The 16,227-nt window shown below is 61.3% G+C and carries 18 protein-coding genes; 12 read left to right on the forward strand and 6 right to left on the reverse strand.

Going from position 1 to position 16,227, the window contains the following annotated elements:
* Positions 1 to 3: 3 nt before the first annotated feature.
* Genes IF199_RS12200 through IF199_RS12210 form a run of 3 tightly spaced genes read left to right on the forward strand, consistent with a single transcriptional unit; the run spans position 4 to position 1,765 of the window.
* Positions 4 to 672, forward strand: coding sequence for a hypothetical protein (locus tag IF199_RS12200; RefSeq protein WP_192560530.1), 669 nt, complete (start codon positions 4 to 6; stop codon positions 670 to 672).
* Positions 665 to 880 carry an MbtH family protein gene (locus IF199_RS12205; protein WP_096820614.1) on the forward strand — a complete coding sequence of 72 codons (216 nt, stop codon included), beginning with the start codon at positions 665 to 667 and terminating at the stop codon, positions 878 to 880. The genes IF199_RS12200 and IF199_RS12205 overlap by 8 nt, the downstream gene beginning before the upstream one ends.
* A gap of 15 nt (positions 881 to 895) precedes the next feature.
* Positions 896 to 1,765, forward strand: a complete 870-nt coding sequence (locus IF199_RS12210) for a TauD/TfdA dioxygenase family protein (protein ID WP_192560531.1) — start codon at positions 896 to 898, stop codon at positions 1,763 to 1,765.
* A gap of 34 nt (positions 1,766 to 1,799) precedes the next feature.
* On the opposite strand, the gene IF199_RS12215 is transcribed toward IF199_RS12210, so the two are convergent.
* The 3 genes from IF199_RS12215 to IF199_RS12225 are packed head-to-tail and all read right to left on the reverse strand — an operon-like array spanning position 1,800 to position 4,052.
* Entirely contained in the window at positions 1,800 to 2,489 is a 690-nt protein-coding gene (locus IF199_RS12215; RefSeq protein WP_192560532.1) for a hypothetical protein, read from the reverse strand.
* Positions 2,458 to 3,498 (reverse strand): GSCFA domain-containing protein, encoded by a 1,041-nt coding sequence (locus IF199_RS12220; RefSeq protein ID WP_192560533.1) that lies wholly within the window; start codon positions 3,496 to 3,498, stop codon positions 2,458 to 2,460. The genes IF199_RS12215 and IF199_RS12220 overlap by 32 nt, the downstream gene beginning before the upstream one ends.
* 38 nt (positions 3,499 to 3,536) lie before the next feature.
* Positions 3,537 to 4,052, reverse strand: coding sequence for a GNAT family N-acetyltransferase (locus tag IF199_RS12225; RefSeq protein ID WP_096820618.1), 516 nt, complete (start codon positions 4,050 to 4,052; stop codon positions 3,537 to 3,539).
* Between the two features lie 437 nt (positions 4,053 to 4,489).
* On the opposite strand from IF199_RS12225, the gene IF199_RS12230 reads away from it, so the two are divergent.
* Positions 4,490 to 4,753, forward strand: coding sequence for a hypothetical protein (locus tag IF199_RS12230; protein ID WP_096820619.1), 264 nt, complete (start codon positions 4,490 to 4,492; stop codon positions 4,751 to 4,753).
* A gap of 113 nt (positions 4,754 to 4,866) precedes the next feature.
* Here the strand turns inward: IF199_RS12230 and IF199_RS12235 are convergent, their stop codons facing one another.
* Both IF199_RS12235 and IF199_RS12240 read right to left on the reverse strand, forming a co-directional pair.
* Entirely contained in the window at positions 4,867 to 5,916 is a 1,050-nt protein-coding gene (locus IF199_RS12235; protein ID WP_096820620.1) for an NAD(P)-dependent alcohol dehydrogenase, read from the reverse strand.
* A gap of 98 nt (positions 5,917 to 6,014) precedes the next feature.
* Positions 6,015 to 6,932 carry a LysR family transcriptional regulator gene (locus IF199_RS12240; RefSeq protein ID WP_119429207.1) on the reverse strand — a complete coding sequence of 306 codons (918 nt, stop codon included), beginning with the start codon at positions 6,930 to 6,932 and terminating at the stop codon, positions 6,015 to 6,017.
* A gap of 125 nt (positions 6,933 to 7,057) precedes the next feature.
* Between IF199_RS12240 and IF199_RS12245 the strand changes: the two genes are divergently transcribed.
* The 8 genes from IF199_RS12245 (at position 7,058) to IF199_RS12280 (ending at position 15,186) form a co-directional block, all read left to right on the forward strand.
* Positions 7,058 to 7,816, forward strand: a complete 759-nt coding sequence (locus IF199_RS12245) for a 5-oxoprolinase subunit PxpA (protein WP_192560534.1) — start codon at positions 7,058 to 7,060, stop codon at positions 7,814 to 7,816.
* 86 nt (positions 7,817 to 7,902) lie between these two features.
* Complete coding sequence (locus IF199_RS12250) at positions 7,903 to 8,148, forward strand: acetyl-CoA carboxylase (protein ID WP_085708515.1); 246 nt, start codon at positions 7,903 to 7,905, stop codon at positions 8,146 to 8,148.
* A gap of 10 nt (positions 8,149 to 8,158) precedes the next feature.
* Entirely contained in the window at positions 8,159 to 9,532 is a 1,374-nt protein-coding gene (locus tag IF199_RS12255; RefSeq protein WP_192560535.1) for an acetyl-CoA carboxylase biotin carboxylase subunit, read from the forward strand.
* On the forward strand, positions 9,529 to 10,401 hold the full coding sequence (locus tag IF199_RS12260; protein WP_192560536.1) for a 5-oxoprolinase subunit B family protein: 873 nt from the start codon (positions 9,529 to 9,531) through the stop codon (positions 10,399 to 10,401). Before IF199_RS12255 ends, IF199_RS12260 begins: the two co-directional genes overlap by 4 nt.
* Positions 10,398 to 11,372 (forward strand): 5-oxoprolinase subunit C family protein, encoded by a 975-nt coding sequence (locus IF199_RS12265; protein ID WP_192560537.1) that lies wholly within the window; start codon positions 10,398 to 10,400, stop codon positions 11,370 to 11,372. Before IF199_RS12260 ends, IF199_RS12265 begins: the two co-directional genes overlap by 4 nt.
* A 183-nt stretch (positions 11,373 to 11,555) precedes the next feature.
* The gene (locus IF199_RS12270; RefSeq protein ID WP_244142462.1) at positions 11,556 to 12,806 is read left to right on the forward strand and encodes a purine-cytosine permease family protein; all 1,251 of its coding nucleotides are present in this window, start codon (positions 11,556 to 11,558) and stop codon (positions 12,804 to 12,806) included.
* 155 nt (positions 12,807 to 12,961) lie between these two features.
* Positions 12,962 to 14,017 carry an alpha/beta hydrolase gene (locus IF199_RS12275; RefSeq protein ID WP_192560539.1) on the forward strand — a complete coding sequence of 352 codons (1,056 nt, stop codon included), beginning with the start codon at positions 12,962 to 12,964 and terminating at the stop codon, positions 14,015 to 14,017.
* Between the two features lie 17 nt (positions 14,018 to 14,034).
* Positions 14,035 to 15,186, forward strand: a complete 1,152-nt coding sequence (locus tag IF199_RS12280) for a (R)-mandelonitrile lyase (protein WP_192560540.1) — start codon at positions 14,035 to 14,037, stop codon at positions 15,184 to 15,186.
* A 6-nt stretch (positions 15,187 to 15,192) separates the two neighbouring features.
* Here IF199_RS12280 and IF199_RS12285 read toward each other — a convergent pair whose 3' ends face one another.
* On the reverse strand, positions 15,193 to 16,086 hold the full coding sequence (locus IF199_RS12285; protein ID WP_192560541.1) for a LysR family transcriptional regulator: 894 nt from the start codon (positions 16,084 to 16,086) through the stop codon (positions 15,193 to 15,195).
* Positions 16,087 to 16,227: the final 141 nt, after the last annotated feature.

Below are 16,227 nucleotides of genomic sequence, written 5' to 3' on the forward strand. Positions count from 1 at the left end.
TCAATGCCTCGGTGGTTGCCGACCTTGGCGCAGGTGCTGTGCGAAGAGCAGCCCGATGTCTTGCTTCAAAGGATTTACAAGGTCGATGAACCGCAGTCGCTTCGGCGGGTTCATGGTTGGCAAGCCGACGTGGTGCTGCCGATGCTCTGCGAGGCCTTGCCGGAACATCGGCCAGCACTGCTCGCCTTGCAAAGCCTGCATCAACGGGCGGCGCTCGGCTTGTCCGGGCGTCAGGGCGAATGGCGGGCCACGCTCAAACCGGTGTTGCTGGCGCTGTATCGACGGGCCTACGCCTACGACGCGGCGTACGCCCAGGCCCATGCCAGTGCGATGACATACGGCCTCGCGCCAACCAACACCGCGATGATCGCCGAGCACTTCGGCGATGCCGAGGCGTTCGCGGTGTATTACGCGCAACTCAATACCGAAGCCAGTGCCACGGCGTTTGCCCAGGCTCATGCGAGTGCCAATGTGGAGGTTTCGGCCAAAGCATTCGCGACTGACGATGCTGACGCGTACGCGCAGGTGTGCGCGGCGTCGGCGCGGGTCTACGTCTGGGCCTGTGCGCAGACCGACGAGCAGCGGCGTGTGCTGTTCAACCACCTCGCAGAAGGGCTGGTCCGGCACTTGGCCCCGCTTCAATCCCGTTCAACAGGAGAACGACATGAATGACGCACAGCTGCAATTCGATGTGGTGATCAATGCCCAGGGTCAGTATTCCCTGTGGCCGGCGGGCAAGCCGATGGCCAGCGGCTGGAGTGCAGCCGGGATGCGTGGCGAACGCCAGGTCTGTCTGGACTACATCAATCAACACTGGATCGATATGCGACCACGGTCGCTGCGCGAGACCCTGTCGCCGTCGTCGGCGTCGTTCCAATAAAAAAGGTGAGGAAACATGGATCAGTTGGCACTCAAGGCAATCGAGCGCATCGCCGCAGAAAAGCGCGCACCGTATCAGCGCATCACGGTCGACCGGATCACGCCGATCATCGGTGCCGAAATCGGCGGCGTCGATCTTTCGCAACCGCTGAGCGACGATCAGCTCACGGAAATCCGCCGGGCCTTTCTGGAGAACCACGTGCTGGTGTTCCGCGATCAGCATCTGACGGTCGAGGAACACAAGGCGTTTGGCCGGCTGTTCGGCGAACTGCGGGCCTTGCCGGTGGAAGACATCGACGGCGATGACCCGGAACTGGTGGTGATCCGCGCCAATGCGCAATCGCGCTACGTGGCCGGCGAGACCTGGCACACCGACGGCACGGCCGACCTGGCGCCGTCCATGGGTTCGATGTTGTACGTCAAGGAAACCCCGGCCATCGGCACCGGCGGCGATACGTTGTTCGCCAACATGCACCTGGCGATCGAAATGCTCTCGCCGACGATGCAGCAGTTTCTCGGCGAATTGACCGCGATTCACGACGGCGCAATTCCGTGGAGGGGCTATGAGGCGCCGGCCAACCTGCCAAAAACCGAACACCCGGTGGTGGTTCGTCACCCGGAAACCGGGCGCAAGTCGCTGTTCGTCAATTCCGGTTTCACATCGCACATCTTGCAGTTGTCCGGTGGCGAAAGTCAGGTGCTGTTGAACATGCTGTTCGACCTGGTGGCACGGGAGCCATCGCTCAGTTGCCGCGTTCGCTGGGCGCCGAACACGCTGGTGTTCTGGGACAACCGCTGCACCCAGCACCACGCGATCTGGGATTATTTCCCGCATTCGCGTTATGGCGAGCGGGTGACGATTCTCGGCACGCAGCCCAAGGCTTGAAAACATCAGAGGGAGCAATGCGCTCCCTCTTTTTCTAAATGCCGCGACGAATCAGTTGCTCGACGATCAACTCACCGAATGCCAGATTGCCGTGCAGCGGGTCATCCACTTCGCAGAACGCCTCACGCTGAAAACCCTGCTCATCGTTCGCCGCCTCTCGCACGTCGATCAGCTCGACGCCAAGCCCTTGCAGGCGTTCGATCAGCAATGCCTGCGCGGCCATGAATACGCGCGGGTCGGAGAGCTCCGGCACCCGTTGCGGCGGCAATACGGCGAACACCTTGAGGTTCAGCGCCACGGCCTGTTCATAGAAAGCCAGCGCAGGGCGGGACAGGGTGTCGATGACCGTCTCGAACAACGGCCCGGCGAGAAAACCGTCGTCGAACTCGCCGTGCGCATTCTGGTAGCAGGTCCAGTTCGGCGCAGTGGCGAGGTAGTGCAGGCTCAGGCCGAGGGTGCTCACCAGCGGCACCTCGACCTTTGCCAGGTGCGGCACTTTCAGTGTGTCGAGGGCTTGGCGATACAGCCGGTCCATTTCCCCATCCCGAAAGACCACGTCATTGCGCGCCAGGCTGAAGAAGTCGACGGCGAAGTCCCGACCGGTTCCCAGCGGACCGCCACCAAAAGACACCTCGCGGGCCTGCGCTGCCTTGCCGATGACGCCGGCATGGGAGTCGCCCAGCAGCAGAAACCTAGGCGTAGTAATCGAGTACGGCGTCTTCACAGACAAGATCCTCGCTGGACACGCGGGTGGAAGGGGAGGTGGTCGGCGCCTGCACCGATTGAACCGCGTCGAGCCCGGCAAAGAACTGCTGCATCACGAACGCCACACCTTCTGGTGTGACTTCCCGTTGGTTGGGCTGGTAGAACGCACCCTTGAACGGCGTGCCGGTGATGATTTCGTAGGACGGGAAATAGTCGACGTCGGGCAGGTCTTCACACAACTGCCCGGCGACGGCGCGCAGGACCGATTTGGAATAGGTCGTCGAGCTCAGCACATGCTGGCCGGTGGCGGTTGCGGTCAAAGGCACCGGTGAAACGGTGAGCAGCAGGCGCAGTTGCGGGTTGATCGAACGCATCAACTCCAGCGCCCTGACCATGTCGCCATAGGTGTCCATGAAGCCGAAGTTGCAAAATTGATGGAGTTGCGGATCGAAGGTGCCGCGAACAGTGCCGGGGCACACGGGATACACCAAACCGGTCTGGCGATGTTGCCAGGCTTCGGTCAGGCCAAGGGTGAACACAAACACCTTGGCTTGGCGCAGCGCTTCGCGTATGGCGTCCAGGGTAGCCTCGCGCGACTCGAACAGGGCCTGCTCGCTGGCAAAACCGTCGGGCTCCACGGCTGGGCGGAAAGGGTCGAAGAAACGCCCGTCATGGGCCCAGGTTTCGCTCGGTGGCGAACTCACGCCCAGCGCCCATTCGAGCCATTGGCACAACATCGCCGGGGTATAAAGATTGCCGGTGCGGAACGAAAACACCCCGTAGTTGTGATCCTTCCAGTCCGCCTCGGGCAACGCGTCCGGGGCGGGTTCCGCATCCAGCCAGTTCATGCCGCGCGCAACCAGCGCGCGGCCGATGTGCTGGGCAAAACAGGAGCCGGCGGTGACGATGGCGTCCTTGTTGCCGATCTCGAATTGCGGTGTCCACAGCTCACCGATGTCCAGCGCGGACTTGTCGGCCACAGCCGTACGCCAGAAGGAGCGGGGTGGCAGGCATTGATAGGGATTCACGACGAAAGGCCTCCTTGGCGAGTCGTTGAGCGTAAGGCTCAGCGGATTTGATAGTGATAGATCAGATCGTCGAACCACCGATCACCGATCTGGTAGGCCTGCGGCACACGACGTGCGAACACAAAGCCGCATTTCTCCAGCACCTTGCAGGACGCGATATTACCGTCGGTCACGGTCGACTCCAACGAGTCCAGCCCGATGGATGCGGCATGGTCGATGATTGCCTGCCGCGACTCGGTACCAAAGCCTTTGCCCTGATGTTCCGGCAACAGCAGGCAACCCACCTCGGCATGCCCGGGCGAGAGAATGCGCAGCCCGGTCACGCCCAGCTCCTGGCCGCTGGCCCTGTCGGCCACCACCAGGCACAACCAGTGCTCCGATTGCGGCCCCCACGCCGGGAGCCGATGTTCGAAACCTTTGCGAACCTGCTCCTCGGCAATTTCGCCGAACACGTACTGCATGGTCTGCGGCTCGGAATGCAGCCTGAGGAACAGAGGCCAGTCGGACTCGAGCATCGTGCGCAGGTCCAGTCGATCCGTGGATAGCTCGAGCATCCGCTGCTCCTTGCGAGGATGGAAAAGGGAGAGGGTTTTTTACTGGGTGTGGGGGGAAAGATCAATGCAAAAGCAGGCGTTTACGTAATGACGTTGTTCATGGAAATCCTTTCCGCAAAAACTCGGGTCTGACGACCTTCGAAGACGATTGATATCTTTTTGATATCAAAAGGCTACTTCAAATGGAGTGATTTTGGAAAGCCATCCCGGGTTTCGCAGACGGCGTCTTGTGCGCGCTGGGCCAGATGGCGTGCTTTATCCGCCACTACGGCCAGGCCTCGAAGGCGCCACTCGTGCGTGGAAATGGTTCCATGAAATAACCTGGAAGTGGATCTCGTGGAGGGGCCAATCAATCCCTAAGATTCTTCTGCAGCCTATGAAAACAACAGGTTTTTTCATTACTTCAGGAGGGTCTCCCGGAAGGGGGATTCATTGTCATGACGCCAGCCAGCAGCTATCCACTCGCCTGGAAACTCGCGGCCACCATTCTGTCGGTCGCCACGTTATCCGGCTGTGAGCCACCCACCCGGGCGGACTTCATCAAATATCCGACCTTGAGGCAAAAGTGGGCAATGATCTGCGATGCGCGCAGTCATGCAGCGGAAATCAACGTGGAGGGGTGCAAGCATTGGCGCGACTGGCAAGCCGCCAGTCAACAACCGGTACTGGACAATCTGATGAATCAGAATCTGGGTAAATGAACGGTCGCGAAGCGATCTCGGCAACAGTCGGTTTTTGGGCAAACGGTCATCCCGGGGCATTGAAGCGCCCGGGATTTTCGTCGTTACATTAACGCGCTCGTCGAGCCCGGCGCTCAGCCTGCCAACGTCGCGTTATCAATCACAAACCGATACTTCACATCACCCTTGAGCATCCGCTCATAGGACTCATTGATCTGATCCGCGCGAATCAGTTCGATGTCGGACACGATGCCGTGCTCGGCGCAGAAATCCAGCATCTCCTGGGTCTCGGGAATGCCGCCGATCATCGAGCCGGCGATGGTGCGGCGTTTCATGATCAGGTTGAACACGTTCGGCGATGGATGCGGCGAGGCGGGCGCGCCGACCAGTGTCAGGGCGCCGTCACGCTTGAGCAGCACCAGGAACGCATCGAGATCATGCGGGGCGGCGACGGTGTTGAGGATGAAGTCAAAGCTCTTGGTGTGCGCGGCCATTTCTTCCGGGTTGCGCGACACCACCACTTCATCGGCGCCCAGTGCTTTCGCCGCTTCGCGCTTGGACTCGGAGGTGGTGAACGCCACGACGTGCGCACCCATTGCGTGGGCCAGTTTGATGCCCATATGGCCCAGGCCGCCGATGCCGACTACGCCGATCTTCTTGCCCGGCCCGGCGTTCCACTGACGCAGCGGCGAGTAAGTGGTGATGCCCGCGCACAGCAGCGGTGCGACGGCGGCCAGTTGTGCTTCGGGGTGGCGGATGCGCAGCACGTAACGCTCATGCACCACGATGTTTTGCGAGTAGCCGCCGAGCGTCCAGCCGGGGGCGTCCGGGGTCGGGAAGTTGTAGGTGCCGATCATGCTGTCGCAGTAGTTTTCCAGGCCGGTTTCGCAGTCTTCACAGTGTTTGCAGCTGTCGACGATGCAACCGACGCCAACCAGATCGCCGACCTTGTATTCGGAAACATGGGCACCGACCGCCGAAACGCGGCCGACGATTTCGTGTCCCGGTACGCAAGGGAATTGTGTGCCGGCCCACTCGGAGCGCACCTGGTGCAGGTCGGAATGGCAGATGCCGCAGAAAGCGATGTCGATCTGGACGTCATGGGCCGCAGGGGCGCGGCGATTGATCTGGATAGGCTCAAGGGGTTTGTCGCCCGCATGGGCACCGTAGGCTTGAACTAGCATGGGAACGTCCTCGATGGATCTGTCGGACAGCCATCCTCCCGCTCCGAACCCGCATTCCGTTAGTGCATTTCTACTGAATTCTTGCCTGATCCTGTGCGTCAGCGCCGCGCTGAAAGCTGCTGGGGGGCCAGAAACGCATCGTGGAAGTAATTGCGCAAGGCCTGCATCGCCGGGCTGAATTCGCGCTCGCGGTGCCAGGCCAGGCCGACGCTCATCGGGGTCACCTTGTCGGTGATGGTCAGGGTCTCGATGCGCTTGCCTTCCAGCGACCAGGGACGGTGCACCAGGTCCGAGAGAATCGCCACGCCACTGCCATTGGCGACCATGCTGCGTACGGCTTCTACAGAACTGGTACGCACCCGCACGTTGGGTTGTTGGCGGGCGTTTTCCCAATAGCGCATGGCACTTTGTTCCGCTTCATCCACGGTCAGCAGGATGTAGGGTTCCAGCGCGACATCCGCGAGGCTGACGGCCGAGCGCTCACAGAGTGGATGGTGGCTGGGCAGCCATAGACGACGTTCGGAGTTGAACAGGGTTTCCGAAACGATGTCGGGGTGCGTGAGGTTCGCGGTAAGCACCACCGCCATATCGAATTTTCCTTCCAGCAATCCCTGTTCGATGGCCTGCCGTTCCTGCTCGTGGACTTCGATGGCGACGTCCGGGTGCCAGTGCTCCAGTCGTTGCAGATGATGTGGCAGAAAATAGCCGATCACCGTGTAGCTCGCGGCCAGGCGAATCAGGCCGCTGGCGCGAATGTCGGGCAGCGGGCTGTTCAGCGCGTCGTCGACGCTGCGCAAAATCACGTAGGCGCGGTTCAGGAAGTGCCGGCCGGCATCCGTCAGGCTCATGCCTTGAGCCGAGCGCTGGAACAGCAACGTGCCGAGCATGCCTTCCAGTTCCTTGATCGCCGTGGTCACCGCCGACTGGGAAATATTCAAATGAATCGCTGCCTGGGATATCTGCCCGATCTCGGCGGTGGCAACGAAGTAGCGAATCTGACGCAAGGTCAACGACATGGGTGTTCCTGTTTTTCAGGTATCTGTTTTTCAGAAGATACCCTATCTGTTAATAGATCTTCCCAAGGGGGTGGCGGGAATTTAACGTGGCCTGCATGAAGTCACAAGTGTCAGGAGCAAGGGTTATGCAGGCAGTAGATTTCAACTCGGACATGGGCGAAGGCTTCGGCCCGTGGACCATCGGCGATGGTGTCGACGACGAACTGATGGCGTTTATCAGTTCCGCCAACATCGCTACCGGTTTCCATGCCGGCGATCCCGGCACCATGCGTCGCACTGTCGAGCTGGCCAAGCGTCTGAAGGTCGGCATCGGTGCTCATCCGGGGTTTCGCGATCTGGTGGGGTTCGGTCGCCGACACATCAATGCACCGGCTCAGGAGCTGGTCGACGACATCCTTTATCAACTGGGCGCACTGCGTGAACTGGCGAGGGTGCAGGGCGCGGCGCTGCAACACATCAAGCCTCACGGCGCGCTGTACATGCATCTGGCCCGGGACGAAGAGGCAGCGCGTCTGCTGGTGGAAAACCTGCAACGGCTGGAGCCCGATCTGTTGCTGTATTGCATGCCCGATTCGGTTATCTGGCGTGTCGCCAAAGAGCTCGGCCAACCGGTTGTTCGCGAATTCTATGCAGACCGCGAATACGACTTGAGCGGCTCTATCGTCTTCACTCGCAATGTTCGCGCCTACGATCCGGGATTTGTCGCCGCCCGTGTGCTGCGCGCTTGCCAGGAGGGCGTAGTGCGTACGGTCGAGGGTGAGGATCTGGCGATCGAGTTCGACTCCATCTGTCTGCACAGCGATACGCCGGGGGCGCTGGCTCTGGTCGAAGCCACCCGCAATGCGCTCGATGCCGCCGGGATCGAAGTGCGCCGCCCCCGCTGAATAAAAACGAAACACCCGGCACACAGACGCCGGGGGTCAAACATTTTTTTGCCTGCCTTTCTACAACTATTCCAAGAGGAACAGACATGGCCGAACACTCTGTCATCACCCCGTTACCCGGGACTTTCTACCGAAAGGCCACGCCGGATTCGGCGAATTACGTCGAGGTCGGCGATCCAGTCAGCGCCGACACGGTGATTGGCCTGATCGAAGTCATGAAGCAGTTTTCCGAACTGACCGCCGGGACGGCGGGGCGCCTCAGTGCCTTCCAGGTTGAAGACGGTGATCCGGTGGAGCCGGGTCAGGTCGTCGCTACGCTTGATAGCGAGTGAGGGCGTGAACATGACTCAACCTATACGTAAATTGCTGGTCGCCAACCGTGGCGAAATCGCCGTGCGGATTATCCGTGCCGCCAAGGCCCTGGGCATCCCCACAGTCGCCGCATGCAGCGAGGCAGATATCGACTCTCAGGCCGCGCGCCTGGCCGATGAGGTGCATCTTCTGGGGCCGGCCCGCGCCGATAAAAGCTACCTGAACATAGAGGCGTTGCTGGGTGCCCTGCAAGCGACGGGCGCCAATGCGGTTCACCCTGGATATGGTTTTCTGTCCGAGAACGCGGGGTTTGCCGAAGCCGTGATTGCCAGCGGCGCGATTTTCGTCGGCCCGGCCCCGGACACGATCCGGCGCATGGGTGACAAGGCCGAGGCGCGGCGTACTGCCCAGGCGGCAGGTGTTCCAGTGGTGCCGGGCTCGCCGGGCGAACTGTTTGATGTCGAGTCGGCGCTTCGGGCGGCTGAATCGGTCGGTTACCCGTTGCTGATCAAAGCCTCGGCCGGCGGTGGCGGGCGGGGTATTCGTCTGGCAGAAAATGCCGCGCAATTGAGTGAAGAATTTCCCCGTTCGCAGCGCGAGGCACAGGCCGCTTTCGGTAACGGTGCGGTGTATCTGGAGCGCTTTATCGGCAAGGCCCGGCACATCGAAGTACAGGTTCTGGGCGACGGGAAAAACGCCGTGCACCTGTTTGAGCGTGAGTGTTCGCTACAGCGCCGGCGTCAGAAAATCTTTGAAGAAGCACCGTCGCCGGTACTCGACGCGCAGCAGCGGGAGACACTCTGCGCCAGCGCTGTACGCCTGACCGAATCCCTTGGCTACAAAGGGGCGGGCACGCTGGAGTACCTGTATGACGACGTCTCCGGCGAGTTTTTCTTTATCGAGATGAACACCCGAATTCAGGTGGAACACCCGGTCACCGAATTGGTCACCGGTATCGATCTGGTGCAGGCGATGCTGCGAATTGCCGGTGGTGAACCACTGGGCCTGAAGCAGAGTGACATCCGTCTGAATGGCGCGGCCCTGCAAATGCGCTTGAATGCCGAAGACCCGGCGCGGGACTTTTTCCCCAGCCCCGGTCTGGTCGAATCGTTGATCTGGCCGCAAGGTGAAGGTGTTCGCGTGGACACCCACCTGTATGAAGGCTACCGGGTGCCACCGTACTATGACTCGCTGTTGGCCAAGCTCATTGTGCATGGGCCGGATCGCTCCACAGCCCTGGCGCGTGCCCGAACAGCGGTGGCGCAAACCTTGCTGACCGGCATGGCCAGCACCTTGTCGCTGCACGCTGAACTGCTGCAGCAACCGTGGTTGCAAACCGCCGACTTTCATACCGGGACGCTGGAAAACTGGCTGTCCGCACGCCGCAGCGGAGGTGAAGCATGAGTCGTCCGATCCGCTACAGCTTTGGTGCCGATGAGCATCTGTTTGCCGAAGTCAGTGAAAGCATGTCCCTCGAGGCGTTTTTCAAGGGCATGGCGGTCACCCGCGCCGTGGAGCGGTTGAAACTCGATGGCGTACTCGATGTGTGTCTGGCCAACGCATCCTTCCAGATCCGCTTCGATCCGGATCGAATTGCACCGCAGGCCTTGCTCGATGCGGTGCAGGGCGCCGAGGCAGAAGCCGTTGCCGAGCGCACTTTGCAGACCCGGATCATTGAGATTCCGGTGCTGTACAACGATCCCTGGACCCACGAAACGCTGATGCGTTTTCGCGACCGGCACCAGGACCCGAGCGCCACGGATCTGGAATACGCCGCGCGCATCAATGGTCTGGCGGATGTCGATGCGTTCATTGCTGCACATAGCGGGGCGCCATGGTTTGTCTCGATGGTGGGGTTCGTCGCCGGTTTGCCCTTCATGTTCCAGATGGTCGAACGCGAACGTCAGTTGCAGGTGCCCAAGTATCTGCGTCCACGTACCGACACGCCGAAACTGACACTGGGTCACGGTGGTTGCTTCGGTTGTATCTACTCGGTGCGTGGTGCCGGGGGCTATCAGATGTTCGGTGTCACACCGGCCCCCATCTACGACCCGCAGCAGTCGCTGGCGTACCTGAAGGACCACATGGTGTTTTTCCGCCCGGGTGACATTGTGCAGTTCAAGCCGATGGATCGCGCAGCGTATGACCAGGCCGTTGCGGACGTGGAGGCCGGGCTTTTCGATTTACGGATTCGGCCGGTGGAGTTTTCACTGGATGCGTTTCTCGCCGACCCGGTCGGTTATCCCGTGTCGCTGCAGGAGGTGTTGGCATGATCAAGGTACTCAAACCCGGTCTCGCCACGTCGGTTCAGGATCTGGGCCGCGAAGGTTACTACCACCTCGGCATCCCGCCCTCCGGCGCGCTCGATCAATATGCGCTGAGTGCGGCCAATCATCTGGTCGGCAACGCGGCGGATTGCGCCGCGCTGGAATGTACGTTGCTGGGCCCTGAGCTGGCGTTTCAGCAAGACGCACTGGTTGCGGTGTGCGGCGCGCACATGGCGCCTCGACTCGATGGTGTGGAAATGCATCACGCCACCGCGTTCGCGGTGAAGGCCGGCCAGGTTCTGCGTTTCGATTTTCCCAAGGCGGGTGCCCGGGCTTATCTGGCGGTGGCAGGCGGAATCGACGTGCCGCTGGTGTTGGGCAGTCGATCGACTTATGCGCTCGGGGCGTTGGGCGGTTTTGCCGGACGACGCTTGATCGCCGGAGACGAATTGCCGGTGGGCAAGCCCAGCGGCAAGGGGCGTCCCGGGGCCAGTCTGCCCATGGCGCTGCGCCAGTCACTGGGCGGGGAGATCACCCTGCGCGTGGTGCCGGGACTTTATTACGATCGCCTGACCGACACGGCAGCGAAGAGCTTTTTCGCCGAGCCGTGGACAGTCGGATCGGAAGCAGACCGCATCGGCTATCGCTTCAAGGGCGGCAGCGCGCTGGACTTCCAGCCGCGAGAACAACCATTTGGTGCAGGCTCCGATCCGTCGAACATCGTTGACAGCTGCTACCCGATCGGCTCGATTCAGGTACCCGCCGGCCTCGAACCCATCGTGCTGCATCGCGATGCCGTATCGGGGGGTGGTTACGCCATGATCGGCACCGTCATCAGTGCCGACCTGGATCTGATCGGCCAGATGCAGCCCAACCAGAAGGCTCGCTTTGTAGCGGTCAGCCTCGACGAGGCCCTGGACGCACGGCGCTCCTACAAGAAAAGACTCAGCTGCCTGAGCAAGCTTTTCCCTTCCTGACTCTGCCCGCCGCACCGCGCGGGCCCTGCCACACGCCAGGCCAACGCCGCACTTCGGTGCGGTGAAGGCTGCCCGCGCTTCAACCTTTGACTGGTTCTGGAGTACACGCATATGGCTGCTTTATCGCAATCGAGTCAAACCGGGCAAGATCCGGCCCATCATTCCGTTTCCACCGAGGCCCGCATGGGCCGACTGTCTCTGACCATGGCCTGGTGGGCCGTGTGCAGCGCCATGTTCTACATCGTGGTCGGCGCTTCGCTGGCCTTGTCTTTCGGCGCACGCAATGCGCTGATCGGGATGGTGCTGTCGGTGATCAGTTATGGGCTGGTCAACAGCGTTCTCAGTCGTTTCGCCATGCGCAGCGGATGGTCGGTCGCGTTGTTTTCAAGCGTGTTGTTCGGTCGGACCGGGGCCTGCCTGGCCACGCTGATTTTCTTTTCGACGGCGATTTACTACGCCGTGTTCGAAGGATCGGTGATCGCCGTGGCGCTCAATCACCTGTACCCGGAGCTGGTCTATCCACTGGCTGCCCTGCTGGTGGTGCTGTACAGCGTGCCGATGATTCTGGGTAGCGTGCAGCACTGGCTGGACAAGCTCAACGGCGTGTTGTTGCCGGTGTACCTGGGCGGTTTGCTGGTGGCGGTCGGGCTGTCGATCAGCCGTTATGGTTACCAGCCGCAATGGCTCGATTTCGGCCCGGCAACCCCCGCGACCTTCGGCTGGTGGGATTGCTTTGTGGCCTACATGGGCGTCTGGATCCTGATGCTGTTCACCTTCGACTACGCCCGTTTCGGCAAGCCGCAGGACGCTCGGTATCACGGTCGCTGGAACTTCGGCATGCCGTTCTATGCCGTGACTTTTCTGCTCAACGGCGCGGCAGGCATCTATCTGGTCAGCAGTATTCCCCATGAAGGCGCGCTGAACGAAGTCTCTGTGGTGATGGCAATTCTGCAGTTGATGGGGCTGTGGGGCCTGCTGTTCGTCTGGGCCACACAAACCCGGATCAACACCGCCAATTACTACCTGGCGACCCTCAATATGCAGGCATTCTTCGGCCGCTTCGGCATACGCGGTTCGTACCTGCTGTGGGCATTGGTGGTCGGGGTGATCGTGTACGGCTTGATGCTCGCCGACGTGTTTTCCTACCTGCTCAAGGCATTGGCGTATCAGGGCATTTTTGTGGTCGCCTGGGTCGGTGTGGCATTGGCGCAGATTGTCTATGGCAGCAATGACGAAGGCGCACTCCAACGCAGCCCGGCGTTCAACCCGGTCGGCCTGATGGCGTGGTTCGCCGCCACGGCGCTGGGGTTGTTGCTGATGTGGGTGGGCGGTGTTCCCGGCAGTTTTTCTGCGCCGGCGACGGTGGTGCTCGCGTTCAGCTTGCAGGCGGGGCTGGCTTATCGGCGACGGTGGGTAGGGCAGAGGGCAGTTTAAGAGGATCGGTGTTGGCCCGCTCGACTGCGGGCCAGCGTCGCGAGTCCATACTTATGTGATTCTGATATCAGTGCTATCCAATTAGTGCCGTTTATCAATCAATCGTCGAAGGGTAGTTTGCCTCTCCATACCGTATTGATGGAAAGGAGAGGCAAATGATGCGAACCACGATGAAGGCCGGCGTGCTGGCCGCGATGATCGGGATGTCCGGTGCTGAAGTAGAGGCGGCGGATTACCGGCAGAACCCGTTCACCTTGACTTACGGTGGCGCGATCACCCGCAACGAGCCGGGCAAGGTCAACATTCATCCGGTGACCTACACGCTCAATGGCCTGGCCATTTCCGCCAACGTCTACACCCCCGCGAACTACGACCCGGCCCGGCACTATCCCGCCGTTGTTGTCGCGCACCCCAATGGCGGGGTGAAAGAGCAGGTTGCCGGTCTTTATGCTCAGCGCTTGGCCGATCAGGGCTACATCACGATCACGGCGGACGCGGCCTATCAGGGTGCGAGCGGGGGAGAACCACGCAACATCGACAAGCCGGCCAACCGCGTCGAAGACATTCATGGCATGGCCGACTTCATCGCCAGCTACCCCGGCGTCGACAGTGCTCATCTGGGTTTGCTCGGCATCTGCGGCGGTGGCGGTTACTCGTTGAAGGCTGCGCAGACCGACAAACGCTTCCGCTCGATTGCCACGGTGAGCATGTTCAATTCCGGGCTGGTGCGCCGCAACGGTTATCAGGACTCGCAACTCGACACCATCCAGCAGCGTTTGCAGCAAGCCTCGGCTGCCCGCGCCCAGGAAGCCGCCGGCGGGGAAATCCAATACATCGGCGATGCCAAACTGACCGACGAGCAGATCGCCAAATTGCCGTTCGACCTGTACCGCCAGGGTTTCGAGTATTACGGCAAGACCCACGCGCATCCCAACTCGACTTTCCGTTACACCCTCAGCAGCCTCCTGGACCTGATGAGTTTCGATGCGACGGATCAGATCGAACTGATCGACAAACCGTTGCTGATGATCGCCGGCAGCAAGGCCGACAGCCTGTATATGTCGGAACAGGCCTTCGCCAAGGCCACCGGGACTCACGATAAAACCCTGTTCAAGATCGAGGGTGCCACGCACATCGAAACCTATTGGGTGCCGGCCTACGTCGATGTCGCCATGGAACAGCTGACGGCGTTCTACGCCCGAACCCTCTGATTCGAAGGAAGCCATCCATGAACAAAACCTTGTTGGGCCTCGCCATGTGCGCGGCCACACCTTTTGCCAGCGCTGCTGAAGTCGCGGGCGGCGGCAGTGAGCCGTTGAGCGCGCAGCAGATCCGTCGTGCGGGTTCTCAGGCTTCATTCGTGGGGCCTGAAGATTATTTCTCCGGTCGGGTGCGCGTCGATCCGTTGTTCAATGAAACGGGCGAAATCAATGCGTCCGGCGCTTACGTGACGTTCGAGTCGGGCGCGCGTTCGGCCTGGCACACCCATCCTGCCGGACAGCGGCTGGTGGTGATTTCCGGTGTCGGGCAGACCCAGGAGTGGGGCAAGCCTGTGCAGGACATTCATCCGGGCGATGTGATCGTCTGCCCGCCGGGCGTCAAGCATTGGCATGGCGCCGCGCCCAACAGCACCATGACCCATCTGGCGGTGACCGGCTCCGTGAACGGCAAGAATGTGGAGTGGCTGGAGAAAGTCGCCGAAGACCGGCCGGCGCCGCCGGCAGCACCGACAGAAGTCGCGGTCTCCGAAGTGCTCTCCGCGAGGCAGCAGGCGATTGTGCCGATTGGCGCGGCCATGGCCAGCAGCAACATGCCGCGTCTCAACGCCGCTTTGAACGAAGGGCTGGATGCCGGGCTGACCGTCAGCGAAGCCAGGGAAATTCTGGTGCAGTTGTATGCCTACGCCGGTTTTCCACGCAGCCTCAATGCGCTGGGCGAATTGATGAAAGTGGTCGAGGCGCGCAAGCATCGCGGCCTCCACGATGAGCCTGGGCGCGAACCCGGTCACGCCGTGGCGACAGGCGACGCCTTGCTGGCCGTGGGCAAGGCCAATCAGACCCGTATCGCCGGGGCGCCGGTTCAGGGGCCGTTGTTCGACTTCGCGCCGGTCATCAACCAGTTCCTGCAGACGCACCTGTTCGGCGACATCTTCGAACGCGACAACCTGGACTGGCAAAGTCGCGAACTGGCCACGGTTTCAGCCCTGGCGGCTACGCCCGGCGCCGAATCGCAGCTGCGCTCGCATATCGCGGCCAGCCTGCGGGTGGGCTTGAGCAGCGCGCAATTGCGTCAGTTGACGCAGGTGCTGACCCAACACGGAGAAGTCGAAGCGGCGGCGCGCGCCAGCGAAGCACTGGAAAAACACCTGGCCCAACCCTGAGCAGCATCAGCTTCCGTAGCGCAACGCATCACGCAGCAGGGTGAAGGCGGGTGAGCTCTGGCGTCGGCTGGGGTAGTAGAGGTGATAGCCGGAAAACGGTTCGCACCAGTCGGCGAGTACCCGAATCAGCCGGCCCTGCGCGACGTGCTCCTGCACCAGGTCTTCCGGCATGTAGGCCAGCCCCAGCCCCTGGAGCGCGGATTGCAGGCGCATGGCAATGTTGTTGAACACCAGTTGCCCCTCGACTCGCACATTCAGGGCTTGCCCGTCCTTCTCGAACTCCCAGAGCAGCAGGCTGCCATGGGTCGGCATGCGCAGGGTGATGCAGTTGTGTTCCATGAGATCGGGTGGAATCAGCGGTTTGCGATGGCGGGCGAAGTACGCCGGGGAGCCGACCACCGCCATGCGCATGTCCGGCCCGATGCGCATCGCGATCATGTCCTTGGCTACCTGTTCGCCCAGCCGCACACCGGCGTCGAAGCCTTCGGCGACGATGTCGGTCAGGCCGTAGTCGACGATGATCTCGACATTCAGGTCGGGGTTGTCGGGCAGCAGTTGGGCGAGGGCGGGTTGCAGAATCGTGATTGCGGAGTGCTCGCCAGCAGTGATGCGCAACTTGCCGGCCGGTTTGTCGCGAAACTCGCTGAGCAATGCCAGTTCGTGATCGATTTCTTCGAACCGGGGGGCGATCACTCGCAACAGGTGTTCGCCGGCCTGGGTCGGTGAAACACTGCGCGTGGTACGCGCGAGCAAACGCACGCCCAGACGCTCCTCCAGTTGACGCATCGCCCGGCTCAAGGCCGGTTGCGACATGCCCAGTTTCGCCGCCGCACGGGTGAAGCTGCGCTCTTGCGCCACCGCCGAAAAGATTGCGAGCAGGTCGTAGCTTTCAACGGACATTGATGCGCCCCTGTTATGAACTGCTGGCGATTATGCCATCAGCCATAACAATCAGCCGACCTTAAAAGCATGCGGGTTTGTCTGGGGTGGATCGATTTTTTACGCATTCTTTACGGTGGAGGATTTTGTTCGCATCGATAC

Origin of the sequence: Pseudomonas allokribbensis, from assembly GCF_014863605.1 — a bacterium.
GTDB classification, from domain to species: domain Bacteria; phylum Pseudomonadota; class Gammaproteobacteria; order Pseudomonadales; family Pseudomonadaceae; genus Aquipseudomonas; species Aquipseudomonas allokribbensis.

Bases quoted from the DNA above. Each gene is read 5' to 3' on its own strand.
- IF199_RS12200 (WP_192560530.1), top strand. From the start codon at position 4: ATGCCTCGGTGGTTGCCGACCTTGGCGCAGGTGCTGTGCGAAGAGCAG.
- IF199_RS12205 (WP_096820614.1), top strand. From the start codon at position 665: ATGAATGACGCACAGCTGCAATTCGATGTGGTGATCAATGCCCAGGGT.
- IF199_RS12210 (WP_192560531.1), top strand. From the start codon at position 896: ATGGATCAGTTGGCACTCAAGGCAATCGAGCGCATCGCCGCAGAAAAG.
- IF199_RS12225 (WP_096820618.1), bottom strand. From the start codon at position 4,052: ATGCTCGAGCTATCCACGGATCGACTGGACCTGCGCACGATGCTCGAG.
- IF199_RS12230 (WP_096820619.1), top strand. From the start codon at position 4,490: ATGACGCCAGCCAGCAGCTATCCACTCGCCTGGAAACTCGCGGCCACC.
- IF199_RS12235 (WP_096820620.1), bottom strand. From the start codon at position 5,916: ATGCTAGTTCAAGCCTACGGTGCCCATGCGGGCGACAAACCCCTTGAG.
- IF199_RS12240 (WP_119429207.1), bottom strand. From the start codon at position 6,932: ATGTCGTTGACCTTGCGTCAGATTCGCTACTTCGTTGCCACCGCCGAG.
- IF199_RS12245 (WP_192560534.1), top strand. From the start codon at position 7,058: ATGCAGGCAGTAGATTTCAACTCGGACATGGGCGAAGGCTTCGGCCCG.
- IF199_RS12250 (WP_085708515.1), top strand. From the start codon at position 7,903: ATGGCCGAACACTCTGTCATCACCCCGTTACCCGGGACTTTCTACCGA.
- IF199_RS12255 (WP_192560535.1), top strand. From the start codon at position 8,159: ATGACTCAACCTATACGTAAATTGCTGGTCGCCAACCGTGGCGAAATC.
- IF199_RS12260 (WP_192560536.1), top strand. From the start codon at position 9,529: ATGAGTCGTCCGATCCGCTACAGCTTTGGTGCCGATGAGCATCTGTTT.
- IF199_RS12265 (WP_192560537.1), top strand. From the start codon at position 10,398: ATGATCAAGGTACTCAAACCCGGTCTCGCCACGTCGGTTCAGGATCTG.
- IF199_RS12270 (WP_244142462.1), top strand. From the start codon at position 11,556: ATGGGCCGACTGTCTCTGACCATGGCCTGGTGGGCCGTGTGCAGCGCC.
- IF199_RS12275 (WP_192560539.1), top strand. From the start codon at position 12,962: ATGATGCGAACCACGATGAAGGCCGGCGTGCTGGCCGCGATGATCGGG.
- IF199_RS12280 (WP_192560540.1), top strand. From the start codon at position 14,035: ATGAACAAAACCTTGTTGGGCCTCGCCATGTGCGCGGCCACACCTTTT.
- IF199_RS12285 (WP_192560541.1), bottom strand. From the start codon at position 16,086: ATGTCCGTTGAAAGCTACGACCTGCTCGCAATCTTTTCGGCGGTGGCG.